Source organism: Hymenobacter negativus (assembly GCF_017571495.1).
Classification (GTDB): Bacteria; Bacteroidota; Bacteroidia; order Cytophagales; family Hymenobacteraceae; genus Hymenobacter; species Hymenobacter negativus.
In genome coordinates this window covers 49,898-75,866 of the sequence record NZ_JAGETZ010000015.1, presented here as the reverse complement: position 1 = coordinate 75,866, position 25,969 = coordinate 49,898, and the positions used below count along the sequence as shown (strand labels likewise).

General features: G+C 55.8%; 25 protein-coding genes and 1 pseudogene. 22 read left to right on the top strand and 4 right to left on the bottom strand.

Going from position 1 to position 25,969, the window contains the following annotated elements:
- Nucleotides 1-888 precede the first annotated feature (888 nt).
- From J4E00_RS24005 to J4E00_RS23925, 17 genes and pseudogenes are all read left to right on the top strand, one after another.
- Nucleotides 889-2,430, top strand: coding sequence for an aldehyde dehydrogenase family protein (locus tag J4E00_RS24005; RefSeq protein WP_208177910.1), 1,542 nt, complete (start codon nt 889-891; stop codon nt 2,428-2,430).
- A gap of 220 nt (nt 2,431-2,650) precedes the next feature.
- Nucleotides 2,651-3,496 (top strand): MBL fold metallo-hydrolase, encoded by an 846-nt coding sequence (locus J4E00_RS24000; protein WP_208177909.1) that lies wholly within the window; start codon nt 2,651-2,653, stop codon nt 3,494-3,496.
- Between the two features lie 151 nt (nt 3,497-3,647).
- The gene (locus J4E00_RS23995) at nt 3,648-4,589 is read left to right on the top strand and encodes a VOC family protein (protein WP_208177908.1); all 942 of its coding nucleotides are present in this window, start codon (nt 3,648-3,650) and stop codon (nt 4,587-4,589) included.
- Nucleotides 4,534-5,274 (top strand): alpha/beta hydrolase, encoded by a 741-nt coding sequence (locus J4E00_RS23990; RefSeq protein WP_208178015.1) that lies wholly within the window; start codon nt 4,534-4,536, stop codon nt 5,272-5,274. The genes J4E00_RS23995 and J4E00_RS23990 overlap by 56 nt, the downstream gene beginning before the upstream one ends.
- A 250-nt stretch (nt 5,275-5,524) precedes the next feature.
- Nucleotides 5,525-6,094: a DUF417 family protein gene (locus J4E00_RS23985; protein ID WP_208177907.1), complete on the top strand. Its 570-nt coding sequence runs from the start codon at nt 5,525-5,527 to the stop codon at nt 6,092-6,094.
- A gap of 71 nt (nt 6,095-6,165) precedes the next feature.
- Entirely contained in the window at nt 6,166-6,696 is a 531-nt protein-coding gene (locus tag J4E00_RS23980; RefSeq protein WP_208177906.1) for an ion channel, read from the top strand.
- A 78-nt stretch (nt 6,697-6,774) separates the two neighbouring features.
- A complete protein-coding gene (locus J4E00_RS23975) occupies nt 6,775-7,179 on the top strand; it encodes a DUF302 domain-containing protein (RefSeq protein WP_208177905.1) in 405 nt (134 codons plus the stop codon).
- A 99-nt stretch (nt 7,180-7,278) separates the two neighbouring features.
- Nucleotides 7,279-8,220 carry a pyridoxamine 5'-phosphate oxidase family protein gene (locus J4E00_RS23970; protein ID WP_208177904.1) on the top strand — a complete coding sequence of 314 codons (942 nt, stop codon included), beginning with the start codon at nt 7,279-7,281 and terminating at the stop codon, nt 8,218-8,220.
- 343 nt (nt 8,221-8,563) lie between these two features.
- The gene (locus tag J4E00_RS23965) at nt 8,564-9,463 is read left to right on the top strand and encodes an NmrA family NAD(P)-binding protein (RefSeq protein WP_208177903.1); all 900 of its coding nucleotides are present in this window, start codon (nt 8,564-8,566) and stop codon (nt 9,461-9,463) included.
- A gap of 51 nt (nt 9,464-9,514) precedes the next feature.
- Entirely contained in the window at nt 9,515-10,474 is a 960-nt protein-coding gene (locus J4E00_RS23960) for an MBL fold metallo-hydrolase (protein ID WP_208177902.1), read from the top strand.
- A 181-nt stretch (nt 10,475-10,655) separates the two neighbouring features.
- Nucleotides 10,656-11,513, top strand: a complete 858-nt coding sequence (locus tag J4E00_RS23955) for an SDR family oxidoreductase (RefSeq protein ID WP_208177901.1) — start codon at nt 10,656-10,658, stop codon at nt 11,511-11,513.
- Between the two features lie 35 nt (nt 11,514-11,548).
- A complete protein-coding gene (locus tag J4E00_RS23950; RefSeq protein ID WP_208177900.1) occupies nt 11,549-11,920 on the top strand; it encodes a nuclear transport factor 2 family protein in 372 nt (123 codons plus the stop codon).
- 64 nt (nt 11,921-11,984) lie between these two features.
- Entirely contained in the window at nt 11,985-12,557 is a 573-nt protein-coding gene (locus J4E00_RS23945; RefSeq protein ID WP_208177899.1) for a Crp/Fnr family transcriptional regulator, read from the top strand.
- A gap of 46 nt (nt 12,558-12,603) precedes the next feature.
- On the top strand, nt 12,604-13,020 hold the full coding sequence (locus J4E00_RS23940; RefSeq protein ID WP_208177898.1) for a VOC family protein: 417 nt from the start codon (nt 12,604-12,606) through the stop codon (nt 13,018-13,020).
- 129 nt (nt 13,021-13,149) lie between these two features.
- Nucleotides 13,150-13,599, top strand: coding sequence for a VOC family protein (locus J4E00_RS23935; RefSeq protein WP_208177897.1), 450 nt, complete (start codon nt 13,150-13,152; stop codon nt 13,597-13,599).
- A 67-nt stretch (nt 13,600-13,666) separates the two neighbouring features.
- Nucleotides 13,667-13,825 carry a hypothetical protein gene (locus J4E00_RS23930; protein WP_208177896.1) on the top strand — a complete coding sequence of 53 codons (159 nt, stop codon included), beginning with the start codon at nt 13,667-13,669 and terminating at the stop codon, nt 13,823-13,825.
- A gap of 12 nt (nt 13,826-13,837) precedes the next feature.
- Nucleotides 13,838-14,149 (top strand): annotated as a pseudogene (locus J4E00_RS23925) (GNAT family N-acetyltransferase); the annotation flags it as partial.
- A 203-nt stretch (nt 14,150-14,352) separates the two neighbouring features.
- Here J4E00_RS23925 and J4E00_RS23920 read toward each other — a convergent pair.
- The gene (locus tag J4E00_RS23920; protein ID WP_208177895.1) at nt 14,353-14,823 is read right to left on the bottom strand and encodes a DUF1348 family protein; all 471 of its coding nucleotides are present in this window, start codon (nt 14,821-14,823) and stop codon (nt 14,353-14,355) included.
- A 463-nt stretch (nt 14,824-15,286) separates the two neighbouring features.
- Entirely contained in the window at nt 15,287-16,669 is a 1,383-nt protein-coding gene (locus tag J4E00_RS23915) for a hypothetical protein (RefSeq protein ID WP_208177894.1), read from the bottom strand.
- 473 nt (nt 16,670-17,142) lie between these two features.
- Here J4E00_RS23915 and J4E00_RS23910 point away from each other — a divergent pair, with 473 nt between their 5' ends.
- Together J4E00_RS23910 and J4E00_RS23905 are read left to right on the top strand one after the other, a co-directional pair.
- Nucleotides 17,143-18,045, top strand: coding sequence for an alpha/beta fold hydrolase (locus J4E00_RS23910; protein WP_208177893.1), 903 nt, complete (start codon nt 17,143-17,145; stop codon nt 18,043-18,045).
- An 18-nt stretch (nt 18,046-18,063) separates the two neighbouring features.
- Nucleotides 18,064-18,855, top strand: a complete 792-nt coding sequence (locus J4E00_RS23905; RefSeq protein ID WP_208177892.1) for a sulfite exporter TauE/SafE family protein — start codon at nt 18,064-18,066, stop codon at nt 18,853-18,855.
- A 254-nt stretch (nt 18,856-19,109) separates the two neighbouring features.
- Here the strand turns inward: J4E00_RS23905 and J4E00_RS23900 are convergent, their stop codons facing one another.
- On the bottom strand, nt 19,110-20,003 hold the full coding sequence (locus tag J4E00_RS23900) for a helix-turn-helix domain-containing protein (RefSeq protein ID WP_208177891.1): 894 nt from the start codon (nt 20,001-20,003) through the stop codon (nt 19,110-19,112).
- 477 nt (nt 20,004-20,480) lie between these two features.
- Between J4E00_RS23900 and J4E00_RS23895 the strand changes: the two genes are divergently transcribed.
- Together J4E00_RS23895 and J4E00_RS23890 are read left to right on the top strand one after the other, a co-directional pair.
- The gene (locus J4E00_RS23895; RefSeq protein WP_208177890.1) at nt 20,481-22,955 is read left to right on the top strand and encodes a histidine kinase dimerization/phosphoacceptor domain -containing protein; all 2,475 of its coding nucleotides are present in this window, start codon (nt 20,481-20,483) and stop codon (nt 22,953-22,955) included.
- A complete protein-coding gene (locus J4E00_RS23890) occupies nt 22,945-24,918 on the top strand; it encodes a sigma 54-interacting transcriptional regulator (RefSeq protein ID WP_208177889.1) in 1,974 nt (657 codons plus the stop codon). Before J4E00_RS23895 ends, J4E00_RS23890 begins: the two co-directional genes overlap by 11 nt.
- A gap of 43 nt (nt 24,919-24,961) precedes the next feature.
- Here the strand turns inward: J4E00_RS23890 and J4E00_RS23885 are convergent, their stop codons facing one another.
- Entirely contained in the window at nt 24,962-25,282 is a 321-nt protein-coding gene (locus J4E00_RS23885; protein ID WP_208177888.1) for a phosphoribosylpyrophosphate synthetase, read from the bottom strand.
- A 356-nt stretch (nt 25,283-25,638) separates the two neighbouring features.
- Here J4E00_RS23885 and J4E00_RS23880 point away from each other — a divergent pair, with 356 nt between their 5' ends.
- The gene (locus J4E00_RS23880; RefSeq protein WP_208177887.1) at nt 25,639-25,887 is read left to right on the top strand and encodes a hypothetical protein; all 249 of its coding nucleotides are present in this window, start codon (nt 25,639-25,641) and stop codon (nt 25,885-25,887) included.
- Nucleotides 25,888-25,969 lie beyond the last annotated feature (82 nt).

Sequence of the window (25,969 nt, the reverse complement as noted above, 5' to 3'; positions counted from 1 at the left end):
GGCTTCGCGGGCTAGCAGCAGGGCGCTGTCCAGGTCGGAATTGGCACTTGCTTTATCCAGGTACAGATAACCTAACTCCAGCAGCACTTGCAAACGCCGCTCGTTTGGCTTGGCATTTCGAAGCGTAGCGTGCATTTCCTGCATGCTCAGCAAACGGGCTGGTTTTTGGGCCGAAGCCCATGGGGCAATGCACCCTACGGCAAATACCACGCAAAGGAGGCGCTTAAGCGTATACATGCGGCAATGGGTTTCGTGAAAAACTAGTGGAAAAGAAAGAACGGAGGCGAGGTGGCACTGCCTACTTTGTGAGCAGAGCGACGGTGTAGGCCATGTAATTATTGAACAACGGCTGCAGCTTCATTATAAGCCGGGTTAACCATTGTGATAACACAATAAATATATTATTACAATCTTTTATAGTTATTCATACTTTTTGCTGCTCGGTATTTAGCACTAGGATTGGCTGGTTCGGCTTCTCCAGCACACGCGAGTGTGGGGACTAATAGTGGAAAGAATTAGGTAGATTGTTCATTTCTCCATAGTAACGCGGCCCATTAACTAGCCGCTTCAGCATCGCAGGTTTGCTCTTAACTTCCAGCTGCTTCGAAAAGCTAATATCCTAGCTCTAATGTATAGGCCTTGCTTACTAGTTGGAAATGGACAAGTTACGCCTGTGCATGGATAATTCGCCCATCACTTCGCTGAGTGGAGCAATGCTCAAGAATTTTTCTGGCCTCCCTAGAAACTGGTTATCCCTCGCAGGCCGGAGGGGCATTTAGCCAAGCAAAGGCGTCACCTATCCATTGTCATCGAGCAGAGCAAACGCCAATTTTGCTTTGCTAACCAGATGACGGATAGCAGTTTTTGCTTAACTCACCCACGCCAGCTATGCCTAAGTTTATTGCTCCCCAGATTGCCTTCCCGCTGCTTTTAAGTCAAGTCCGCGAGGTCACGCCGGAAATATTCGCGGCGGACGGCACTGGCTTTGTAAATCTGATGGAAGGGCGGTGGCAGCAAGCAGGATCCCCCCGCTCCTTTGCTTCGCCAGTTGACGGCATGCTGCTGGGCTCATTGCCCATGCTGGGCCGCGACTTGGCCTTGCGCGCGGTGCGCTTTGCTAAGCGAGAAGCCTCTTCCTGGGCCGCCACGGACTTGGACCAGCGCCGGGAATGCGTACAGGGCTGTTTGAACCTGCTGCGTCGGCATGCTGACCTGATTGGCAAGCTGCTTGTTTGGGAAATCGGCAAAACTTATCAGCTCGGCATGGCTGATATTGACCGCTGCATTGACGGCATCCAATGGTATGTGGAACACATTGAGGACCTGCTTGGCTCCCGTAAACCGCTGGGCCTGGTCAGCAACATTGCCTCCTGGAACTATCCGTTCTCCGTCCTGCTACACGCGGTGCTCGTGCAGGTGCTGTGCGGCAACAGCATCATCGCGAAAACGCCCACGGATGGGGGATTCATCTCTCTGAGCCTGGCCTTTGCACTAGCCCGGCGCGCGGGGTTGCCCGTTTCGCTGGTCAGTGGTGGAGGCGCTGAGCTGAGTGAGGTGCTGGTAAAAAACGAGGCCGTGGACTGCCTCTCATTTGTCGGCGGCCGCTACAATGGCCTTGCCATTGCCGATGGGCTGGCGCAAGCTCATAAGCGCTACATGTTTGAGATGGAGGGCGTAAACGCCTACGGCATCTGGAATTTTTCCGATTGGAAAGGCTTGGGGAGCCAACTTTCCCACAGCTACGATTACGGTAAGCAGCGGTGCACCGCTTACGTGCGCTTCGTGGTCGAACGGCGGCTTTTTCCCCAATTCCTGGAAATGTACGAGGCGCTCGTGTCCGGACTTCGCGTGGGAAATCCCACGCTGGTGGATGACACCACCGCTTCGCTGCCCAACTATGCCTTCGGCCCGCTAATCAACGCAGCGCAGGCCCGGGAACTGGACCGGCTGTACGCCGATGCACTAAAAACCGGAGCTACCCCATTGATAGAAGGCCACTTGGACGAGGCGCTGTTTCTGCCCGGCCAAGACCGCTCAACGTACCGGGCTCCCCGAGCGCTGGTCAACCTCACGCACCAGAGCGAACTGTACTTCAAAGAGCCTTTTGGCCCAATTGACTCCATCGTGCTGGTTGACCGCGTGGAAGAGCTAGTTGGCGAGATGAACGTTTCCAACGGGGCCCTGGTGGCAGCCATTGCATCCGATGATGTCAAATGGGCTGCGCACACCGCCCGAGAGGTTCGCGCATTTAAAATCGGAATTAACAAGCTGCGCTCTCGCGGCGACCGCGAGGAAGTGTTTGGAGGCCTGGGGGATTCCTGGCGGGGCGCGTTCGTGGGCGGGCAGCTGCTGGTGCAGGCCGTTACACAAGGCAACGAGCCCCTAATGGGCAATTTTGAGGATGAGTTGCGCTTGCCGCCTCTTACTTAGCCACTATCCCCTATTAATCAATAGGTTAATGCTTAGCATAGGCAGATTACCTGTCTATATTCTGGCAACAATTATCCATTTCAAGGCTCCGGGAGCAATTCTATTTTTATGCAACACCCCGGGCTTCTGGTTCGACTTACCGAAGAAACCAAGGAATGCCCTGTGAATGGGCAGGTTTGCCGCATGAAATAGTAACGCTTACCGCTTTAATCAACACCTTATGTCTCCTTCAACCATTCCTTATTTGCCCGATGCCACCCCGGTACTTCCTCCTGCTGGGTGGCCTTCACAGTCCGGGAAATCATTTCGGGCCATATACGTCGGGGGGCCCACAGTCATTCTCGAGATTGGAGGGCTTCGCATCATGACAGACCCCACGCTCGACCCAGCCGGCGGCGTATATCCAATTGCTAATACAGTGTATACGAAAGTCTTTGGGCCCGCCATTAGCAATGTTGGCAGCATTGATGTGGTGTTGCTCAGCCACGACCAGCACCACGACAACCTCGACCATAAAGGCCGGGAGTTACTGAAAAATGTCAATATGACGCTCACCACCAAAGTGGGCGCAGCGCGACTCAAAGGCAGTAGCCGAGGGCTGGCTGTATGGGAGAGCGTGGTACTAAAGGCACCCAACGGAGATGAAATACTAGTTACAGCTACACCTGCGCGGCACGGCCCGGTGGGCTTTGAAGCCTTATCAGGTGAGGTGATTGGTTTTGTCCTGTCCGTGAGTGGTTCGTGCTCGTTCGAGGTCTACCTCACCGGTGACACGGTTTTTTATGAAGGCGTGAACCAAGTCGCTCAGCGCTTCAGCCCGCGCTATGTGTTCATGTATGCCGGAGCAGGACAGCCGCGGGGACCTTTCAACGTGACGATGGATACCAACGACGCGCTGGGTACGGCAGCGGCGTTTCCCCACGCTACCATGATTCCCCTGCATTACGAGGGGTGGTCACATTATACCCAGCATGCCGAGGCCTTTCGGCAAGCCTTCCAGGCACTAGGAATCGGCAACCGTCTGAGAATTCTTGCAGCAGGCATCTCGGAGACCTTACCTGTTTAAAGCGAGCACAAGCGCACCGAAGCCGCACCCTTCGCGCCGAAAGAGCCACTGCTCATCTACTTCCATTCTTCCGGTGCCGCAATAGTCATAAGGCTTATTTTTTGTTTCTGCCCTCTGTGGCCTCCATCAAGCACCGCTTTAACCTATTTCGATGAAGCCACAAGTATTGGGCTTGCACCACGTCACGGCCCTGGCCGGACCGGCTCAACGAAACTACAACTTCTACGCAAAGCTGCTGGGTGTACGCTTCATCAAAAAAACCGTCAACGCAGAGGCACCGGATACTTACCTCTTCTATTTTGGCGACGAGGCTGGCTCGCCTGGCACCGTGCTGAGTTTTCTCTCCCATCCCCACAGGGCGCATGGTCGTCCGGGCACCGGGCAGGCGTCCATGCTAAGTTACTCGGTGCCGTCGGGAAGTTTTCCGTTCTGGATGGAGCGTTTTGAAGAGTACCTAGTGCCCTATCATTCCATCGGGGACCAATTTGGCGAACCTGGGCTGGCGTTTTCTGACCCCGACGGGTTATCCCTGGCGCTCATTGTCAGTAATAGGCTCGACGAGCGCCCACCCTGGACACTGTCCGGCATAGGACCGACAGTTGCGCTGCGCGGACTGCACACCGTTCAGCTTACACTTCCCCGCATTGATGATACGCTGGACCTGCTCACGGAGCTGCTCGGCTACCGCATTTTACAGCAGCAGCGCGGACACTATCGGCTGGTGGCGGATGCCGTATCCCAAGCTGCTCTGCTTGACATTGTGGAAGACCCACATGGCAGCCCAGGGCGAATAGGAGGTGGCTCTGTGCACCACATTGCTTTTCGCGTGGCGAATGAGGAGGTGTTGCGCCACTTTCGCGAGCGGCTCGTGGCGCGCAATCTGCTCGTCACACCGGACGCCGACCGTCGGTACTTCCACTCTGTGCGCTTTACGGAGCCCGGCGGCCTGCTCTTTGAGCTTGCTACCGACGCCCCGGGCTTTACCGTCGATGAACCCTTGGCCTCACTTGGTACCCACCTGCAGTTGCCTGCCGAGCTTGAACACCGCCGTACGCAGATTACGGCGCTCCTGCCCACCCTTACAACAACTTAAACCCACCCTGGCCGTGACTACCTATCAAGACCTACGCTACATCTACCAACCGGCGCGGGTGCCGGCCGCGCACACCTTACTGCTACTGCATGGTACCGGCGGCGACGAGTATGACCTATTGCCGCTGGCTTCACACTTCGGGCCCGCACTCAATGTGCTCAGCCTGCGCGGAAACGCCTTAGAAAACGGGATGCCGCGCTTTTTTCGCCGCCTTGCCACGGGCCACTTCGATGAGGAGGATGTCATTTTCCGGACTCACGAGCTGGTGCAGTTTGTCCATCTGCTCAGCGAGCGCGAGGGCTTTGATGTGTCCCAACTCGTGGCCCTGGGCTATTCCAACGGCGCCAATATGGCGGGCGCTCTACTGTTGCTGTATCCGGAGTTATTAGCCGGCGCAATCCTTTGGCGACCCATGCAGCCGCTTGTGCGCCATGTACCGGCTTTTTGCACCAATCGCCACCAGTCGGTACTGTTTCAACCAGGCATTGAGGACTCCCTGGTGCAGCTTTCTGCTTCTGCCTGCTATGCTGCGCTGCTGAAGCAGGGCGGCTTCGAACTTCATCGCCAAGATGCCAACGCAGGTCACAATTTGCTGCATAACGATTTGGAGGCCGCAGTGGCCTGGTTTTATCAGCATTTTCGTCAGCCAACTCTCTCTTCGGAGCGTGTCCTTTCTCCACATTGAGCGAATTGCCAGCTGACCTGGAGCTGAGTATGGAAATACCCATAACCGCAGGTCCTGCTGGTTCGGGACTGTTGCCAATCCATTGCTTCCAACGCGTGAAGGTGCAGCTCGTCTCTGCCCAGAGTTGATAGTAATGCCGGCTTTAAGGCCAAAAATAGCTTTTATCCATTTGATGGGGGCTGTGGTCCATTTCATCGGATTCCAAGTTTGCCAACCTTTATCCTGAAGATTTATCCCTCACACTTCAGCCATGATACGTCAACTCTTTCGGTGCGCGGCTGGTCTGCAGGAAGCTGGCATGCACCTGTGCCGGATGGGCTTAATTGTGGTCCTGCTGTGGATTGGAGCCCTCAAGCTGGTTCCCTACGAAGCCGTCAGCATTGTGCCATTCGTCGCAAATAGCCCAGTAATGAGCTTTTTCTACCACTATAAAGCGCCGGCGTACAAGCTCTACCTGAACAAGGAGGGCGAGCGCAAGCCTGCCAACACGGCTTGGCACCACGCCAATCACACTTATGCCTTTGCTGCCGGTCTTGGCGCAGTCATTGTTATGATTGGGCTGATGATTGCGCTCTACCCCGTTCTGCCGCAGGTTTCGGCGCTGGGCAGTCTTCTGTGCTTCGGCATGTCACTGGTCACCTTGAGCTTTCTGGTGACAACGCCCGAGGCCTGGGTGCCTGCATTGGGAGATGCACAGCACGGCTTTCCCTATCTCAGCGGGGCGGGGCGCCTTGTTCTCAAAGACACCATTATGATGGGGGCGAGCCTGGTGACGATGGCACAAGCAGCGCGTTCTTTCCTCCTCCGACCGGCCAATTAGTAAGAGAAACGCAAGTGCGCTACGTATGCTGCGTTGCTGCCATAAGCTTTTTGGTCTTTCGCTTCATCCACATGCGTTATCCCATTATCAATGCTGCGGCACTGTTTATCGGTTGCATCCTGATTGCGGGGGCGCTACTCTTCCTTGCTTGCCACGTACTCCACAGCGCAGGGTTTACGACGGGCATGGTACTGGTGCTGATGCTGGTTAAAGTGACAATTTTTGTGGGAGCAACACTGGGTTGGATACATCATACGGTTACGTCGGCGCACCACCGCAGGTACATGATGGGCTTTCTCGTACTGCAGATGTTGTTGATTGTGCTTTCGTTTGGCACCGATTATTACTGCCTCTACCAAATCGACCCTTCTTCCTTTCGCATCGTGGGCGTCCGCCAGCACCCCCTGGACCAGTTTCTGGTTTTTCTCTACTTCAGCTTGGGCAAGTATACCACGGCTGGGGTGGGTGAAATCCATCCGGTTACGCCCGTAGCCCGGTTATGCGCCATGAGCGAAATGGTGGTGGCCTATTTTACCACGGTACTCATCATCGCCAACGTAGGGTATCTCCAGGCATTCTTCGGGCAAAAGCCAAAAGCGTAGTATTCAAACTGCGGAACGCCTTGGGTGAGACACCTACTAAAGAGCAGACCTGCATAACCACTTATTAATTAAGGCCACATGACTATTGCCGGCGTGTTGATTCAATCCAGCACTTACTCCGTAAAAGAAACGATAGACCGCATCCAAACAGTCATCCTTGACCACGGAGGGACTATCTACGTCCGCATCAATCAGCAAACAGAACTACGCTCGGTTGGGCAAGACCTGCGGCCCTTGGAATACTTGCTATTTGGCAATCCCAAGGTCGGTGGAGCTATTATGACCGCAAATCCAGTAGCAGCGCTTGACCTTCCCCTTAAAGTAATCGCCTGGGAGGATGAGCAACAGCAGGTTCGAGTAGCGTTTAATGCTGCGTCCTTCATCGAAACGCGATACTCCTTGCCCTCAACAATTGCCGCCTCTACGGAACTGACAGCACTGGTTGGCAGTGCACTATCTCCGGAGAAATTGATTGGTAGCTAGCAAGAGTAAACGCAGCTAGTGCTGGGCCGGGAAACCATTGATGCAATTGCCCAAGGCTTCCCTAATCGGAAAATCACAGGTTGAACAGCGCAACGCCAAATGAAAGTTGTTCCCTTCCACTGCGGCGAAATAGTCGTCCAGGAGCGAGCCGGGAGTAGGTCGGCAGCGGCCCAGCTGGCGCACATCCTGCAGACGGAATTGCCCCCGCAAGCCCGAACCTTTCTGGCGGCGCAGCCATTACTGGTGCTGGGCAGTGCCGACGAGCGCGGCCGGCTGTGGACGTCGGTGATAACTGGGCCGCCCGGCTTCCTGCAGGCACCTGATGCCCACACCCTGCATATTGCCGCCCAGCCAGTGCCCGGGGATATATTGGCCGCGAACCTGGTGGCCGATGCACCGGTTGGCATTTCCGTCGTTGACTTTGTCTCGCGGCGGCGAATTCGGCTCAATGGCCGGGCCCACCGAACACAAGCAGCCATAACCGTGGCGCTGGACGAGGTGTTTTTTAATTGTCCTAAGTATATTCAGGCCCGGCAATGGCGGGCCCAACCGGCACCGAGCCGGCCTGCGCACGGGGGCGTTGCGGCGCGCGCACTATCGCCCGCACTCCAGGATGCTATTTGTGCCGCCGATACGTTTTTCTTAGCTAGCGCGCACCCTCGGGCCGGCTTCGACGTGTCGCACCGGGGTGGCCGGCCAGGCTTCGTGCAGGTGCTAAACTCCCAAACGCTGCAGTGGCCGGATTATATGGGCAACGGCATGTTTCAAACGCTGGGCAACCTCGCGCTGGCCCCCCGAGCCGGGCTGTTATTTCCCGACTTCGTCACCGGTGACGTGTTCCAACTTACTGGCTGGGCCCACGTCGACTGGACGCCCGACCATGCCCGCCTTGATGCCGGCGCCGAACGCCTGGTAACCTTCCGCGTGGAAGAGGTTCGTGTTCTTCCACAAGCCCTACCCTTTCAGTGGACTTTTGAATCCTATTCTCCCTTTAACCCACCGGCCGGAACTTGCGGAAGCAAGCCTGCTGAGCACCAATAGTAAAGGCGACACAATCAGGCGGAGCGGCAAGTAATGGCCCGTTTCAAGTCTTGGCGCAGAAGCGCTTGCGCAGATTTCAGTCCGAACAGGCGTGCTGGCGTCTTCGGCGGGAAAGTGCTCATAACGAAAAGAGACCAGTAGCGAAATCACCGGGTAGTCAGCCAGATAAGCCGGGCTTGGCGCAGCTCCGCATCGATGGCGTGCTAGCACGTAGTCCATTCATCTAAGCAAAAGCGGCATTTATCCATTTTCACGCGGCCGGGCAGAAACAACTTTTGCATAGTCAAGCGAATGCACGTCATACGGTGCCTAACCGTTGTAATCACCTTTATCCGCCAGTACCATGATTCTCGTTACGGGTGCCACCGGCCGGCTGGGCCGGCTCGTTATCGCAGCGTTGCTGCAACACCAGCCAGCGTCGAAAATAGTGGCGCTGGTGCGCGACTTAGACAAAGCCGCTGACCTGAAAGCTCAAGGCGTGCACGTACGCCGGGCCCATTACCACCACTACGATGACCTGGTCGCAGCCTTCGCTGGCGTGGATAAAATCCTGCTTGTTTCGGCCGTAGCCTTTACCGACCGGGTGGTCCAGCACCAGAACGTCATCCGGGCCGCCGTAGCGGCCGGCGTGGGGCATCTTTTCTACACCAGTATTCAGCGTGACAGTGCCTTCGTAATGACGGAAGTGACGGTTAGCGACTTGGAAACCGAATCTTGTCTGAAATCCTCGGGCCTGACTTACACCATTTTGCGCATGACCTATTACGCCGAAGGCCTGCGGGTCCTGCTTGGGCCCCAGGTGCTGCAAACCGGGGTGAACGTACCCGCAGGGACCGGCAGAGTAACCTTTGCCACGCTTGCGGACCTGGGGGCGGCCACGGCCGCCGCGCTGTTGGGCGAAGGCCACGAAAACGAGGAATATACCCTGACCGGGCCCAAAGCCTATTCCTTCGATGACGTCGCCCAGTTGCTCTCCGAGCTTGCCGGCCGACCTATTGCTTATACCGATGTTCCCCTCGAAGCTTACGTAGCGCAGAAAATAGCCGAGGGCTTTTCCGCGCCAGTGGCAAACTTTTTTGCTCAATGGGCCGCGGCTATGAAACAGGGCATGCTTGCCACCCCCGACCCAACCCTGGAACGTCTGCTCAACCGCCCGGCCACTCCATTGCGCACGTTTTTAGGCGCCGCTTATTTCAACGCGCAACAAGCACTTAATCCGGCTGAACCTTCGGATAAGAAATAGGCAGGTTAAGCTTGCCTATGGCTGTATTGTGCTATTCAACTCGCAGAAATCATGACTACTACTTCACCCGGCAGCACCTTGAGTCGCCGTCAGTTTCTTGGCTCTACGGGCCTGCTAGCGGCGGGCTTTTGTCTATTCCCAAAAACCGTTTTTGCTCAAGCGGAAAGCCCAGTAACTGCCATTAAAACAGCAGCAGCAACAGCCAAAATAGTGGTCACCAAGTTGCGTGGCAACCTTAGTATGCTGGAGGGCTCGGGCGGAAATATTGCGGTGCTCAATGGCCCTGCGGGTAAGTTGCTTGTCGACGCTGGCATCGGGGTATCGCAGCCACAGGTGGCGGCGGCGCTTGCGTCCATCAGCGCCGCCCCCGTTCACTACCTTGTCAATACGCACTGGCACTTCGACCATGCTGATGGGAACGAGTGGATTCACCAAGCCGGCGCAACCATCATTGCTCAGGAAAACACCCGCAAGCACCTTAAAGCTACCGTGCGGGTAGATGATTGGAACTATACCTTTCCGCCGGCACCGCAAGGAGCGCTGCCCACCATTCTTTTTGCCAACGAAAAAGAGTTGGAGTATAACGGGGAACGGATTCGGATGCAGCGTTACCAGCCCGCCCACACTGACTGTGATATTTCGGTTTATTTCCCCAAAGCCGATGTGCTGCACGTTGCCGACACCTTTTGGAACGGCCATTACCCGTTCATCGATTATTCAACCAACGGCAGCATTGATGGCATGATTGCGGCCGCCCGGCAAAACATCGCGCGGACGACGGAGCGTACCATTATTATTCCCGGCCACGGACCAATCGGTAATCGGGCGCAGCTCATCGAATTCCACGATATGCTGGTTGACATACGAACGCGGGTAGCCGCCTTGAAAAAGCAAGGCCTAACGCTGGCACAAGTCACGGCCGAGCAACCAACGGCCAAGTATGATGCAAAGTGGGGCGGGTTTGTCATTTCGGCCAGCCTATTTACCCACCTCGTCTACAAGGGGGTGTGATGTGCTGCTTAAATAGCACCCGTATCGAACCCTGACATTGACATTTATCAAGCTAATTTTTTGATAAATGTCAACGGCCCCGGTGTGGGCTTCTACCACCTTTGTACCGTTGAAAAGAACCAATCCAGCCAGCGCTGACACTAGGGTTTTTCGTTCACTTTTTCCAATTCCGCCCCTCGTTATGAGCAAGTTAATTCTGATTACCGGTACGAGTACCGGCTTTGGCAAACTAATGACTACCACCCTGGCCGCCGCCGGGCATACGGTCATCGCCGGTATGCGCGGCACCACCGGCAGAAACGCGGCCGCCGCGCAGGAGCTGGCGGCCATACCTCGTGTGGAAGTCGTTGAGCTGGACGTCACCAGCGACAAATCCGTGCAACAGGCCGTGGGCCAAACCCTGGCTCGGCACGGGCGCATCGATGTGCTGGTCAACAATGCGGGAATCACCGGTTACGGTCTGGTCGAAGCCTTCTCCCTCGAACGGGTACGCGAGCTGTTTGAGGTAAATTTTTACGGGGTGCTGCGTACCTACCACGCCGTGCTGCCGGCCATGCGCCAGGCCAAACGCGGGCTGGTAATTAACCTCACGTCCGGGGCTAGTGGGCACACGCTGCCGTTTATGGGTCCGTATCTGGCTTCGAAATTCGCGGTGGAAAGCATTACCGAGGGCATCCAGGAAGAACTGCGGGACTACCACATCGAGAACGTGACCATTCAGCCCGGGGTGTACCCAACGGAAATGACCGACGGCACCAAAACGACCACCGATGCTGACCGGGCCGATATCGTGGCCGAATACGGCGAGGCGGCGGTAGCGCAATTCAATTCGCTCGTGGGCGGCTTGGTGGGCAAAATGGTTGCTCACCACATGAATCCCCAGACCATTGCCGACGGCGTGCTGCAACTCGTGAACATGGCCGATGGCACCCGCCCGTTGCGCTACCCCCTCGACGCCATAGCCGAAGGCACCGACCAGGAGTTCATCGACGCCCGCGCCAGCATCAAGGCCAAGTGGCTGGCCAAGTACACGGCTTAGTGCCCGCCGCTGGCTTCACTTCTTCAGTTTACGTTATGGATATTTCTGCCATCACTGCTCTATCAAGCAAGCACCTGGCCCTCTGGAGTGAGACCGACGAGGCCAAGCGCACGCCGGTTATCGCGGAAATCTACACCGAAGACATCCACTTCGTTGACCCTTTCTTCACCATCTCCGGCCGGCCGCAGGTCAACGCTTTCATTGCCGACCTGTTGAAGCAGAATCCCGGGTATGAGTTCCACCAAGTAGGCCCCGTCGAGGCTCACCACAACCTGGCTTACCTAAGCTGGCAATTCGGCCCGACTGCCACCCCTGCCGCGGTTACCGGCCACGATGTATTCGTACTGGCGGACGGCAAAATCCAGCAGATTTACACGTTTATCAACGGCGCAACCAGCGCCCAGTAAACCAGCTGCGACGTATGACAAGCACAAAAAGCATTCCTTTGCGCGTACTACCCAGCCCGCGCCTATGTTTGCCGTGTTTGAAAAGTACCTGCAGAGCAAAGCTTCTTTTTCGGAGGCTGAAATTGCGCAAATCAAAGCGGCGAGCTTGCCGAAAACACTGCGCAAGCGCCAGTACCTGCTCCAAGCCGGCGACGAGTGGTCGTACCAGGCCTTCGTGACCAGTGGCTGTCTGCGCACCTATTCCGTGGATGCGAAAGGGGCCGAGCACATTTTGAATTTCGCGGTGGAAAACTGGTGGACCGGCAACCAGGAAAGCCTCACCACCGGCCAGCCCTCGCGCTACTACGTCGAGGCAATTGAAAAATCGACGCTTCTCTTATTCAGAAAAGAAGACTTCGAGCAGTTGCGGCGGGAAATTCCAAGCCTCGACGAGGTGGTCAACGCCATTTTATACCGCAGCTTCCTGGCGTCGCAAAACCGCATTCACGCCGCTATCAGCTACTCGGCGGAGGAGAAGTACCGCGAGTTTCTTCGCCTTTACCCCGCCTTTGCCCAGCGCATTCCGCAGTACATGGTGGCCTCTTACCTGGGCATGACCACCGAAACGCTCAGCCGTATCCGACGCCACTTCGTGTAGCAGCAGGCGGGCGGTACGTATCCCAGTATTCAACTTCTATACCGCCATGCCCTCTCCTGCCACCCGCAAGCTGGCGTTTCGCGTTGGTCAGGCTACCGACCGGGAGCACTTGCATGCGTTTTTCAACGCGGCTCTCGGGGCGCAGCCCGTCTACCAAGAGCCCGGACTTGTAGCCTGCCAGCTGGTCGATGGCAGCTTGCTGGAGTTTTACAGTCCAGGGGCCTGCCACCCACCTTATTTATTCGCCCAAGGTCCGGTTGTGGCCAGCTTCCGCGTAGCAGACCTTGGGCGCGCGTTGGCGCAGGCCCACACCGCCGGCCTGCAAACCGTAGGCCGCGTGGAACAGGTTTGTGCAGGCCTTCAGCATTGCTACGTGGCGGTGGCTGATGGCGTGCTCGTCGGCTTGTATCAGGAAGGTTCGCCTGCTCCGTCTTCTGCCCCAGACTGGTCCTGGCAACTGTAGCCAGCCTGGCTACCTCAGCACAGTCGCCCCTCTTCCCATCGGGCAACTATCAAGGGCGATGGTATCAACCAATACTATAGCCCTTGATAGGCAACCAATAAATTCTTAACCACTTCACTAATACGTCCCATGGAAAACCCATCTGCGAATGGCCTGCAAAGCCTTAGCCTGCACAACCTAGCCTTCACCGTCTCGGATATTGAAAAGACCATTCGGTGGTACGAAACCACACTCGGGTTCAAGGTGCTGACCAGAACGGCATTTCCCGCTATCGGTGCTCAGGTCGCCTTCATTCAGTCGTCTAATATTCGCTTGGAAGTATTGCAGGCGCAAAATGGCTTCCGCATCGAAGAACTGTTTGCCGACGCGCCGAACCACCTCCTTCCCATCGGCAATAAAACGCTGGTTTTGCAGGTCAATGACCTGCATACGGCCACCTTGGAACTGGAGGAAAAGGGAGTCACAGTCACCTTCGCCTGGAAAGAAGTGGACCTCACCGGTCGGGGCGACTTCTCGACGATGATACGCGACCCTGATGGCAACTTCATTAACATCTTTCAGAAAGACCCAAACGAATAGCCGCCGTGCGCAACGACTTTAGCCCGGCTAAATTTGCGCTAATGCCAGAAAACTGATTTTAAGCCCGATGATTAAGGTGCATGCCTTTGCTAACCAGGACCAGAAACTGGTCCGTGATTTCGTATTGGCCATCCAAAACACGGAGTTCAACCTGGGGTTTATGGAGGACGAACAGCTCGATTTGCTGAACACCGCCCATTTTTATCGAGGGGGCGGGTTTTGGTAGGCAAAGGAGGCCGAGGCACTGGTTGGAACCATTGGCCTGCAAAAGCTAGATGCTGATAATGGCGTGTTGCGCAAAATGTTTGTCCTGAAGGAATACCGGGGGGCGACGCCCAGTGTAGCCCAACTCCTATTCGACACCCTGGCCGAGCAGGCCCGCGAGCTGAAGCTCAAAACGCTTTACCGGGATACCCCAGCTATTGCCGCGGCTTCGCACAAGTTTTACGAGCGCAATGGGTTCACGCAGATTGACCGCCAGGCCCTGCCGCCAACCTATTCATTCCCGGACCGCGATTCCAAAGTGTACCGCCTAAGCTTATTGGCTTAAAACGGTGCAGCAACGGGGAAACCACGCCAAACTGGCTAGACCAGTTTGGCGTGGTTCCCCGTTGCTGTGTAGACAAGCGTGCCCGCTACGGCTCAATCAGCTGCCCAATTGCTCCCGGCTTATTGGCAGCGCGGACGTGAGTGGCGCAGGCTGGGTAAAAGCAGATAAATTCTAGGCGGCTGCAAAAATCGATGCGAGAGATATTACAGGCCTAGTTCGGTTAAACCGGGATGGTCAGCCGGTCGGGGCCCGGCGGGCCAGCGGAATTTGCGTTCTGCTTCGGTAATCAGCAAGTCGTTGATGCTCGCTTCGCGGCGCTGCATGAGCCCCTGGGCGTTAAATTCCCATTGCTCGTTGCCATAAGCGCGCATCCACTGGCCCTGGCCATCGCAGCACTCATAGCTGAAGCGAACAGAAATATGGTTTTCGTGAAAGCCCCACAGCTCTTTAATGAGCCGGTATTCCTGCTCGCGCTCCCACTTGCGGGTGAGAAAAGCACGAATTGCGTCGCGACCGGTAAAGAACTCACTTCGATTCCGCCAGCGGCTGTCGGGAGAGTACGCCAGGGCCACTCGCTCCGGGTCGCGGGTGTTCCAGGCATCTTCAGCTAACCGGGTTTTCAATTGGGCCGATTTAAAGTCGAAAGGCGGCAAGGGTGGGCGGTTCTCTAGCATTACATTAGGGATATTAAATTGCTTGTTTGGCAGTTAGCTATGATTGGCATACATGTAATCTACCAAATGAAGTAGGTCATAAGAAGACTGCATCAAATAGGGGCATTGCGCGGCGTCCAAGTTTGCAAAAAAGCTTGTTCAAATAAAAAGAGTTTAGCGTAATCATTCCGGGCCGGTTGTAATGGACAGCTTGGGTAGAACAGGATTGAGGCCAGCCCTTATGTTCAACCGCTTAAATAGCCGCCAATCGCATTATGTGGCCATGCACAAAACCGCAATAGGCTGGACAAATCGGTATATGGGCGGCGCAACAGTAATACTGCCGTTGCGCTTGATGCTTTAGATACATAGAAGTAGGCGCCGAAATGCCGGAAAACCTCATGCACTTCTGCGCCCACTTCAAAACATAAGAGGAAGAATCGGCCGGCGGACGAATAGCCGCGTGTAAGCAGCTAACGGCCGCCTACATCTTCCTGCCTCTGTGGCCCATGCCACTCACATGTGTACCCATGCGCGGGGCTATTAACCGAATGAATACCTCGAAGGATAACGGTGTTTTGCCGTAAGCATCCACTAGCGCAGCGTTATTGGTATTGAAGACGTTGAGCGTTCCAGTAGCTCCCAGGTCGAGCCAGGCGGCATTGGTTTTGGCCAAGTACTTGGAAACTCCCAGTGTGAAGGCGGACACTTGGCGGTCGGCATTCAGGGCCTGCTCGGTGGCGGCTGGCAGCAGCAACTCGTCGTAATTGAGCTGCAAGGTTTCGAGCCGGGTCAAGACGTTGAACTGGCGGGCCTGCAAGTTGCTTTCCAGCAAAAAGGAATGTGAATAGTCTACCCCAGCCGTGCCGCCGTTGGTGCGGTTTACGCCCCAGACAAAGGCCGACGACAGGATGGTTTTGTCGTTCAGCATAGCATTGTGCAGCACGGAAGCGGTGGTACGGTCCACGTTGCGTGCGGGCTCCAACTCCTCGGGCCCTTTGATATGCGCATAGGAAGCCTGCAGCGCTAGGCTGCGGGCCGGGTTCACCGACAACCGGGCACTGTACGAATCCAGGCGGATGGGGTCGAAGCCATAGCGGTGCTCATTGGGCTCGCGGCCAGTAAAAATTGAGCCTTCTAGCTTGGCGTTGCGGTAGCGCACGCCCAGCGTAGCTACCCCAAACTGAATGTGCGTGGCGTCCTGCCAGTGGTGGCCCAGCGGGGCCGACGGCAAATTAGCTGCTGAGGGCCGGTGCATGAACACGGGCGGCCCAAGGGCCGGCTCGCCGGGGAAGCCCACATAAGCCGTCAGGTCAACATTCTGGCTCGCTTCGTAGGTGTAGACCACTCCGAGCGCGCTCACCAAATCGTGCGGGTGCTGGTGGTCGTGCAGCTTCACGCCTTGCCACGACTCACCGGTCTGGAACAGTAGCGGGTAGCCCTTGCCCCGCACCGTAAGCGGGTCGGTCGAGAGCATGGCGTGAATGGTAAATAGCCCGTGCTGGCCCACCAGATGGTTGGCCGTGGCCATCGCATACGTATTGGCCCGGAAGTCAGCATCGCCACGCCGGTCATCATGGTTGACATTCTGGCTGGTGTAGCGCAAAAAAACCGAGTACATCAGCATCACATCCCAGCCGCCGGGCTGGTAGGTCTGCATGTACATGGGCGAATTGTCGGGGTGCCAGCTGGTGCCCGAACCCTGCCGGGCCATGGGCAGGTTTTTGGAATACGCGTTGCGGATTTCTTTCATGCCCAGGCCATCGGCACTGTCTGATTGCGCAGTGTGCATATCCGGTATAGGTTGTTGGGCCAGAGCAGCCGTGCCCGCCAGGGACAAGGCAGTCACCAAGAGTAGTGATTTCATAGTAATGGGGTTATGGAATTTGGTGCTACCCGAAAAGGCAGCGTGGAATGATGCGCTGACAGCTTCACTATCAGAGTGGATGCCCGCGCTAATGCCTCGCAATTGCAGTGGTAAAAGTAGAATTACCCAAAAGCGCTCAAAATGGACAATTGGCGCAACTCATTGGCTATATCGCCTCCCCGAAAGAGTCCCGTGGAGGTGCATGGTTCTGCACCATGAGAAGCATTATTCCCGCGCCATTGCGCCCACGCTTGTTGCTGTGCCACAGCTACAAGCAGGTTGGTCGAATCATCCAAGCCAAAGCGTGGATTATCCATTTCGCTCCGCTGCTCTCGCTACCACTTTTGTAGGACCGGCAGCCGAAAGAGCCCCAGTTCCGCTGGCGGCTGCGAACGACCCAGCCTTATGTAAAAGCCATTGCATTCATTCTCCAGCTTTTTCATCATCAATCACTTAAATACCCCTTTTCAGCCATGCAATACAAAAAAGTAAAAGTCGAAGGACTCGACATTTTTTATCGCGAAGCGGGTGACCCAACCAAACCCGTTATTCTGCTTCTGCATGGCTTTCCGACCTCGTCAACCATGTTTCGGAACCTGATGCTGGACTTGGATGACCGGTACTACCTGCTGGCGCCCGACTACCCCGGCTACGGGTATAGCAGCGCCCCGAGCCCCACCGAGTTCGAGTACACTTTCGACCATCTAGCTCACATCATCGACTGCTTCCTGCGTGTGCTGCACGTAAAGCTGTTCAGTGTGTACTTAATGGATTATGGCGCCCCGGTTGGGTTTCGCCTCGCGGTGATGCGCCCGGAGCGCATACAGGCGCTACTGATTCAAAACGGCAACGCGTATGACGAGGGGCTGGAAGACTTTTGGATTCCGTTCAAAGGGTATTGGGCGGACCAGCACGACCAGAAATCCATCGACGGGCTGCGCTTTTTGCTCACGAAGGAGGCCACGTACTGGCAGTACACCAACGGCGCACGAAACACGGCCAACATCGACCCCAACACCTACACGCTGGACCAAGCCCTGCTAGACCGGCCCGGTAACGATGCCATTCAGATGCAGTTGTTCCTGTCCTATGGCTCCAATCCGCCGCACTACCCTACATGGCAGGCCTATTTCCGCGAATACCAGCCCCCGACGCTTCTGACTTGGGGCAAAGGCGATTTCATCTTCCCGCCCTCAGGCGCCCATCCCTACTTGCGCGACCTGCCCAACGCGGAACTGCACTTACTTGACACCGGACACTTTGCCCTGGAGGAAGACCACCAAGTGATAGCCGAACTCATTGACGCCTTCCTGAATACGCACGTGCGCCAAAGCGAGCCAGCCGTGCGGGCCAATGGACGCGTGCAGCACAGCTAGGGCCTGCCGCTGGTACCGATGACGACTGCTGAAGCGGCTTTGGTATTTGGCGCGGCCGTGCTGGGCGGCGGGCTCAACGCCGTGGCCGGCGGCGGGGGATTTCTTTCCCTGCTGCTGCCACTGGTGTTTACCAACGTGCCGCCGCTGCGGGCCAATGCCACCATAGCCGTGGCGCTGTGGCCTGGCTTTCTGGCCAGTACACTCACCAGCTCACCGCCACCCCGCCCACGGCGGTGGGCGGTGAGCTGGTTGCTGCTGAGCAGCGCCGCCGGCGCAGTGGTCGGCACGATGCTGATGCTGCACACGCCGCCGCCCGTTTTTCTGCATCTGGTGCCTTTCCTCATTCTGGCTTCCACGCTGCTGTTTGCCGCTAGCGGGCGGTTGGTAGCCCGTGGGCGGATGACTGAGCCCTTCCGTGAGGCGGACAGCGCGACGCCTCCTCTAACGGCAAGTGTTCTGATAGTACAGTTGCTCATTGGCGTGTATGGAGGCTATTTCGGAGCAAATTTGGGCTTGGTGCTCCTTGCGTCGCTGAGCTTGGCTGGTATGCGCAACCACCACGCCATCAATGCCCTGGTGACGCAATTGGCGCTATGCAATGGGGGCGTAACGGCTGGTATCTACGCATTTGCAGGCGTCGTACTCTGGCCGCAGATAGTGGTGATGGTGGCCGGGACCATTGTGGGTGGCTGGGCCGGTGGCCGATTTGGCCACCGGCTCGACAGCGCCCGGCTTCACCGAGGCATTGTAGCCGCTGGGCTGGCTATCAGCCTGTATTTATTCATCACATTATATATATTACTATTCTGATAATATATCAAGAATCTAAACTGCGGGCCTGTTACCTTGTTACGGGCCGGGCGTATGTAGATTGGAACCCGGCGCCCACCCAGCCTTTTCCCGGCGTGGAGCGGCTGCTCACTCTCAGTGCAGATGAAGTTCACGAGGTGAAGCACGGTTTATCCTTGCACTGGGATTTCGAATCATATTCCCCATCCTCAGCAGCTCCAACCCCTACGTAGGGTATTGACGGCTAGTATCCTCACAACTACCGTTCGCAATAATCAGTTGGTCAGAAGCGCTTCTCGCTCTGAACTGGTCGCGCGGCGATACTCCTGGGGCGCAACGCGCGTGATATGCTTAAAAAACCGGCTGAAGTAGTACTGGTCACTGAAGCCTAGTGCAAACGCTATTTCCTTGATAGATTTGGTGGTGAGGTACAGCTCCCGCTTGGCTTCGACCACAATGCGTGCCTGAATGAGCTCGGTCAGGGTGCGCCGAAAATAGGTGCGCGTCAACTTGCCGAGGGTCTTAGGAGTTAAGTGTAGCAAGTCGGCGTAGTCGGCCGGCGAGTGCTTCTGATGATAGTGCTGCTCGATAAGTTGCTCCAACTGCCGCAGCACGCTTGGTACGCGGTCCGGAGCGGCTGACGTTGGCGATGCCTCGGCCTGTTCCAAGCGGAGCCGCGAGGCCTGGATGAGCAATATTTTCAGGCAGGACGCCAGCAGTTCCTGTTGGGCAAGGGCGGGCTGCGCTATTTCGCGGCGCAGCAAATCTACAACACTGGCGAAAGTGGCCTGGTCGCGGGTGCCTAATTGCACTGCCACGGGCTCGGCGAGTACGTTGAATAGCACTCTGTTGTTGGTGGTTTCCGCTTGGTGCCTTTCCAAGCAATAGAAATCCGCTCCAAAATGCAGGGCCACACCCCGTACATCCGTTCCCAACTCAAAGCACAGGCGAAAAGGCTGGTTCGCTGCAAAAAAAAGCAGGGTCTGGACGGCAAATGGTGAGGTACTTAGGGCGTCGTCGTAGCAGCCCTGGCCTTGCTGAATCCACAACACCGAATAAGTTGGCAACTGCTGCCACTGGGTATAAGAGGTGTCTGCGCCAAACTCGCGCAATTCAAAGAGCGGTGTGCCGCTCCGAAGTAGAACAGGTGAAACAGAATTGGTAAGCATGGGGGTGTGTAAAGCTGGGCAATTCCCGTTGAAATAAGTTGAGTCGCCAATTCCAATAGATGGACGTAGCAGAATCCAATTATTCGAAAAGAATGCCAAAGCCCAGGCAGGCCCTATCATTAACAGCAAAAATGCATTTACAGACCTTATACGCGTTTTTTCTTACTTGCCTTTTCGATAATTTTTAAATGAAATTGCTTGCTCACTCCAACCTAATGGAGTTTTCATACTTGATTAATCCAACAGATTGGAGCCATTGGATGGATAAAGCAGGAGTAAGCAACTTGCTAAGCAGTAAAAAGTGAGTGCTGGTCTTTTTGAACAACTCATGGCTAAGTATATTCATAGCAATTAGTCACTTGTCAGGCAAGTGCCGAGGTCGTGCGCGTGAATATTTCGCTTGAAGAGCTTTTGCTCCCCCTTGTGGGCATCCGGTATTAAAGCTTTCCAGATGGTTCGTCTTTTCCTTTTGCCAGTATGCAACAGCTTAAACCTCTTCTGCTTCTACGGGATAGGGATGCCTTACCAGCTAGTTCCCAACCTCCTCAACTGTCTGGTGCTACTAGCTTCCTGGTATGGCTTCGCCACTTGGTTTCCAACGCCAGCCGGGGCAGGTTCGCAAAAGGAAGCTCTTTGGTCGAGCGGCTTTATATCCAGTGTTGTACATGCCGCGCTGTTGTTGTTGGGCTGTTATTGCTAGCTAGCTGGCCACTTCAGGCCGAGCCTCGGTTGCCTTTTCTGCGCCCCGCCACGGTCGACAGCATGAAGAAGCAATTAAAACAGACGCCACCCGGTCAGCAACGCTTTCGGATGTTGCTGCGCCTGAGTCAGGACCTTATTGATAAGTACCAGTTTAGGGCGCCACCGCTCGACAGCGCCGAAACCTACCGCCGGCAGGCGGAGAGCTACTGCTGGGAGGCGGAGAGGTTGAGCCACCGCCTCGGCGATACCCGAGCCTTAATAGAAAGCAAGTATGCGCTCGGCAATATGTTTGTAGCCATTGACCAGCCATCTGTGGGAAAAAAATGGATAACCCAGGGGTTGACCAGCAGTGCTCGCCAGCACGATGTACACCTAGAGGCTGACGGGTGGTATTACTTAAGTGATGTCTACACGTACTCGGACACCGACATTGCTCAGCGCATTGCCTGCCTACAGCATGCCAAGGCGCTCTATAAAACCCTGGGCGACGCCGCTAACGCTGCCTACGTTCTCAAAACCATTGCCGACCTGCACATGCAGAAAGGCCAGGTGGGGCTGGCGCGCGAAGAGTTGCAGCAGGCGCTGACCCTCTACCGCTCCATTGGTTACCGCCGCCTGTATTACACGTACGATTTGTTAGGCACGGTCAGTAGTCGGCTCGGCGAGTTTCGGGAAGCTATTCGTTATGGACAGGCCACGATTGAGAGCGCCCGCGCCAACCAGGACACCACCGATTTAAGTCTGTTTTATGTCCGAGTCGGGTTGATATACAACACGCTCAAACAATATCCGGACGCCCTGGCCTACTATAACCTGGCAGAGCGACACGCCGAGCAGGTGCGCGATAGTTCCTCTATTATCTACGTCACATCGCTTACGACGGCGACGCTTATTGCACAGAATCGGCCTCAGCAGGCCCTTCGCCTAGCGCTGGAAAAACTGCGGCGTTACGCGCACTGCACTTGTTCCAACCGTGCTGTATTCACCATACTTTATGGCTGCTACCTAGCTAACCGACAATTTACCGAGGCAGAAAAAGTTTGCTTACAGGAGATTAACCGGCTGGAAAGCTTAAAACCGTCGGACTACAAGACAACAATGGAGGAAACGTATTTTGCCATTTGCCGACTCTACCTAACAACCCGACAATACAGCAAAGCCCGGCTTTATGCTGAAAAAGCCTGGGCTTTGCAGTCAGCAGTTGGCCCTCCCTGGAGGGCCGCCATGCAGCGCCTGCTCTTCAGACTGGACTCGGCCCAGGGCAACTACCTGGCGGCTATCGGCCATCAGCAGCGCTACTTGGCGCTACACGACTCGATATTCGACGAGAAAAAAAGCCAGCAGATAGCCAGTCTACAAATCCAGTACGAGACCCAAAAAAAAGAGCAGGACCTTGCGCTGCTCACCAAGCAAAACCTCGTGCAGCAAGCCAACCTGCGGCGGCGCGAAAGCCAGCGCAACGCTTCCGTAGCAATAGGAGTCATGTTGGTGCTGCTGTTGAGCTTAGGTTACAACCGCTACCGCCTCAAGCAGCGCAGCAACCAGCAGTTAGAAGCCCGTCAAGCAGAAATAGACCGAAAAAATGCTGCCCTGCAAACGTTGGTACGGGAAAAGGAATCGCTGCTGAAAGAAATCCATCATCGGGTAAAAAACAACTTGCAGGTCGTGATGAGCCTGCTCAACTCACAGGCTAGCTACCTAGCCAACGATACCGCCCTGGCCGCCATTCAGGAAAGCCAGCACCGGGTGCAGGCAATGGCCCTCATTCACCACAAGCTTTATCAGTCGGAACAAGTGGCCCGGATTGCCATGCCAGCCTACCTCAACGAACTGGTGGCATACCTGCGCGACGCTTACAATTTACCCCAACTCATCGGCTTTGAGCTGGCAGTGCAGCCCGTGGAGCTTGATGTAACGCAGGCGGTGCCCTTGGGACTTATTGTCAACGAAGCAGTGACCAATATTCTGAAATATGCTTTCCCGCAGGGGCGCCCCGGCCGGGTGCAGGTTATCTTGCGGCGCCTGACAGGAAATGATTACGAGTTAGAAATAAGCGACAACGGCGTGGGACTCTCGCCGAATTACGCTCCCGAGCGCAGCTGTTCTTTGGGCATGACCCTTATTCATGGATTCAGCAAACAGTTGGGCGGCACACTTACCATCAGAAACGATGAAGGCTTGAAAATCACCCTGACATTCAGCGAACAGCCATCCATTCCCGTGTCCCCTAGTCTCGATTATGCCTACTAAAGCATTGCTGGCCCCGGTGCCTGCCCAGCAAACTGTCTTGATTGTTGAGGATGAATTTGCGGTAGCCAACGATTTGCGCCTGATTCTGGAGCGGGCCGGGTACCGCACAAGCGGACCGGCGTACAGCGTAGCCGAAGCCTTGGAAATCAGTCAGCAGCACCGCCCTGACCTAGTGCTGCTCGACATCCACCTACAAGGGCCAGAAACGGGCATCGACTTCGCCAGGTATCTCAACACCGAGCAGATTCCTTTTGTATTTGTATCGGCCAATACTAATACCAGCGTCTTGGATGAAGTCAAAGACACCCAGCCTTACGGCTTCCTGGTGAAGCCCTTCCGCGAAAAAGACGTACTGGTAGCCTTGGAAATTGCGTATTATCGGCATGCTAACCGCGTCGAGGTGCGTCTTCGGGAAGAGCAAAACCTACAGCTCAAACTGCTGAGTACGCTTACCGAAGTTGGCGAATGGGAGCAGTGCCTGCAGAAAGTAGCCCGTTCGTTTGAGCCCTTCATTCCCTTTGATTACCTCGTCATTGGCCTCGAGACAGACGAAATCTTGAATACATTTCGCTCGTGCAGTTTTTTCCGCATTGGCACAGACGAGTACCAAATGATTCGGCCGGAAAACTTCCTGCAGATGACGGGCTTAACGCTGGAAAAATACCAGCGAATACGAAGGCAAGTGCCCTATAATGGGTTAGCAGCCTATAATGGCACTGACTTTGAGCTTTTCTGTCAGCAAAACCCCTTGCTGCAACTCATCGCCAACACGTTCCGTCTGCAGTCTCATTTGATGATGCCCCTGAAAACGGCGCAGAATGGGGGCTTTTTCATTGCCTTTTATAGTCGTCAGCCGCAGCCCTACCAACCGCAGCACGTGAGCCTGCTGCAACAGCTGCAACCGGCTCTGACTGTGACGGTGGACCGGTTGCTGGCCTTCGACAAGATTGAACAACTTAGCGAGCAGCTGCGCCAGGAAAACCTCTACTTGGCCGAAGAAGTAAAAACGGGTGCCAACTACGAGGAAATTATTGGCGCTAGCCCCACGCTGCTCCACGTTTTCAAAAGCATTGGCCAGGTTGCCCCAACCGACTATTCGGTATTGGTCATGGGCGAAACCGGAACGGGTAAGGAGCTCATCGCCCGGGCGGTACACAACCGGTCGGGCCGCAAGGGCAAAGCACTCATCAAAGTAAATTGTGCCGCCCTCCCGCCCAACCTGATTGAAAGTGAGCTGTTTGGCCACGAAAAAGGGAGCTTTACCGGAGCTTTCGAAAAGCGAATTGGGAAATTCGAACTGGCCCATGGCGGCACCATTTTTCTGGATGAGATTGGCGAATTGCCCCTGGAATTGCAGCCCAAGCTGTTGCGTGTGCTGCAGGAAAAAGAAATCGAGCGCATCGGGGGCCGAGGGCCGATTCCGTGCAACGTGCGCATCATTGCCGCCACCAATCGGCGGCTGCAAGAGGAAGTAGAAGCGGGGCGTTTTCGCGCCGACCTTTACTACCGGCTCAACGTTTTTCCCATTCAGCTGCCCCCGCTGCGGGACCGGAGAGAAGACTTGCCGCTCCTGACCGCTCACTTTCTGCAGAAAATCGCTAAAAACCTGGGTAAGCAGCTCACCGGCATTTCCGAAACCTCGTTGCAACAGATGCAAGCCTATCACTGGCCGGGCAACATCCGGGAGCTGGAACACCTTTTAGAGCGGGCCGCCATCATGGCAACAACGCCCACCGTTTCCTTAGCAGAGCCCCTGCTGGCACCACCTCCAGCGGAAACTACGCCAATCCTGGTGGCCAAGCCACGAGAACAGGCCGAACGCGAGAACGTGCTGGCCGCTTTGCGGGCTACCAACTACCGGATTCGAGGCGAAAATGGCGCGGCGGTACTGCTCAACGTCAAGCCGACAACCCTGGAGGCCCAAATGGTGCGGCTAGGAATTAAGCGAGAAGGTTCGCTGTAGCAAACGACCAGACTACTTCCACATTAACTCGCTGGCATTGTGCTCACAAGTGCGGTGCGGCTTGCCCATCCAGTCGCTGAATGAAGTCGGCCGCCTGGGTTTCCACATAGGGGCCGTAGGCGGCAACCAGCAGGCCTTTATTTGCCGCATTTAGTCGAGACTGCAGGGCGTAAAGCACCATGTTGTCGTCCGGATTAGAATCGCCCTCAAATCGGTAGGTCTCCTCCACTTTCAACTCTTCGGGACGCAGCGTTTCGGGTACTTGCGCGCACTCGGCCCCGGCGTCCGTCAGGTTGTAATCCAGGCCGTAGCCGCGCTTGCGCAAGGCCGTAATGGCATCTGTTAGGGTATCGTAACTGGGCATGGGCATCGCAATTAAAGTGAAAAAAGAAACCAGGCGCGGATACTGCGCAACTCATAATTAATAGGCTATACTGATTGTTTGGAGTACGGACAACTGTATAAGCAAAGGGGGTAATTGTCCATTTCTATGGGCTTCCATGGCCACCACCTTTACATCGTCAATTGGCTGATGCCTGGCCGCATCTCCCGGTTGCCGTCTTCTGGGCTCCGCCGTCGGCGGGGGGGCCTCTACATTCCTACCGTTCTACCTCAAGCGTCTGTCCCAGACCAAGTGCTGTATAGAGCTTTTCGTGCTTCTTCATCACATGGAGGCCAATGCTGCCGCAATATTATCCATGGCCTCTTCCCTGCGATTCTATGGCCCCCTTGCTTGACAATCCAGTTGTACGCCGACGCTTTGCTGCCTTGGTAAGTCAACAGCGCGGCATTGCCCCCTATTTCCCTTTTGCTGAACTTCTTCACCCCCACGTGCCTTCCCGTGCCCTGAATGGCCCCGACGCCCTGTTAGCGCATGCCCAACTGCTTACTGCCGCCGTGGGCTGCGGGGTTCGCGTGGATGGATTAGGCCGCGCATCAGCGGCGGGCGACAGCAATTCTGGCCGCTGATAAGTAGCACAGTGCGCACTAGGCTGCGACTCCGGCGCAGAGGCAAATCATTTGAAAGGTGCCCCGGCGGGCAGCGGCACAA

Coding starts and splice junctions, on each gene's coding strand:
- J4E00_RS23935 (WP_208177897.1), top strand. CDS start 13,150: ATGGAAAACCCATCTGCGAATGGCCTGCAAAGCCTTAGCCTGCACAAC.
- J4E00_RS23950 (WP_208177900.1), top strand. CDS start 11,549: ATGGATATTTCTGCCATCACTGCTCTATCAAGCAAGCACCTGGCCCTC.
- J4E00_RS23930 (WP_208177896.1), top strand. CDS start 13,667: ATGATTAAGGTGCATGCCTTTGCTAACCAGGACCAGAAACTGGTCCGT.
- J4E00_RS24005 (WP_208177910.1), top strand. CDS start 889: ATGCCTAAGTTTATTGCTCCCCAGATTGCCTTCCCGCTGCTTTTAAGT.
- J4E00_RS23905 (WP_208177892.1), top strand. CDS start 18,064: ATGACGACTGCTGAAGCGGCTTTGGTATTTGGCGCGGCCGTGCTGGGC.
- J4E00_RS23945 (WP_208177899.1), top strand. CDS start 11,985: ATGTTTGCCGTGTTTGAAAAGTACCTGCAGAGCAAAGCTTCTTTTTCG.
- J4E00_RS23985 (WP_208177907.1), top strand. CDS start 5,525: ATGATACGTCAACTCTTTCGGTGCGCGGCTGGTCTGCAGGAAGCTGGC.
- J4E00_RS23890 (WP_208177889.1), top strand. CDS start 22,945: ATGCCTACTAAAGCATTGCTGGCCCCGGTGCCTGCCCAGCAAACTGTC.
- J4E00_RS23910 (WP_208177893.1), top strand. CDS start 17,143: ATGCAATACAAAAAAGTAAAAGTCGAAGGACTCGACATTTTTTATCGC.
- J4E00_RS23900 (WP_208177891.1), bottom strand. CDS start 20,003: ATGCTTACCAATTCTGTTTCACCTGTTCTACTTCGGAGCGGCACACCG.
- J4E00_RS23970 (WP_208177904.1), top strand. CDS start 7,279: ATGAAAGTTGTTCCCTTCCACTGCGGCGAAATAGTCGTCCAGGAGCGA.
- J4E00_RS23895 (WP_208177890.1), top strand. CDS start 20,481: ATGCAACAGCTTAAACCTCTTCTGCTTCTACGGGATAGGGATGCCTTA.
- J4E00_RS23980 (WP_208177906.1), top strand. CDS start 6,166: ATGCGTTATCCCATTATCAATGCTGCGGCACTGTTTATCGGTTGCATC.
- J4E00_RS24000 (WP_208177909.1), top strand. CDS start 2,651: ATGTCTCCTTCAACCATTCCTTATTTGCCCGATGCCACCCCGGTACTT.
- J4E00_RS23920 (WP_208177895.1), bottom strand. CDS start 14,823: ATGCTAGAGAACCGCCCACCCTTGCCGCCTTTCGACTTTAAATCGGCC.
- J4E00_RS23880 (WP_208177887.1), top strand. CDS start 25,639: ATGGCCCCCTTGCTTGACAATCCAGTTGTACGCCGACGCTTTGCTGCC.
- J4E00_RS23965 (WP_208177903.1), top strand. CDS start 8,564: ATGATTCTCGTTACGGGTGCCACCGGCCGGCTGGGCCGGCTCGTTATC.
- J4E00_RS23885 (WP_208177888.1), bottom strand. CDS start 25,282: ATGCCCAGTTACGATACCCTAACAGATGCCATTACGGCCTTGCGCAAG.
- J4E00_RS23975 (WP_208177905.1), top strand. CDS start 6,775: ATGACTATTGCCGGCGTGTTGATTCAATCCAGCACTTACTCCGTAAAA.
- J4E00_RS23940 (WP_208177898.1), top strand. CDS start 12,604: ATGCCCTCTCCTGCCACCCGCAAGCTGGCGTTTCGCGTTGGTCAGGCT.
- J4E00_RS23960 (WP_208177902.1), top strand. CDS start 9,515: ATGACTACTACTTCACCCGGCAGCACCTTGAGTCGCCGTCAGTTTCTT.
- J4E00_RS23955 (WP_208177901.1), top strand. CDS start 10,656: ATGAGCAAGTTAATTCTGATTACCGGTACGAGTACCGGCTTTGGCAAA.
- J4E00_RS23995 (WP_208177908.1), top strand. CDS start 3,648: ATGAAGCCACAAGTATTGGGCTTGCACCACGTCACGGCCCTGGCCGGA.
- J4E00_RS23915 (WP_208177894.1), bottom strand. CDS start 16,669: ATGAAATCACTACTCTTGGTGACTGCCTTGTCCCTGGCGGGCACGGCT.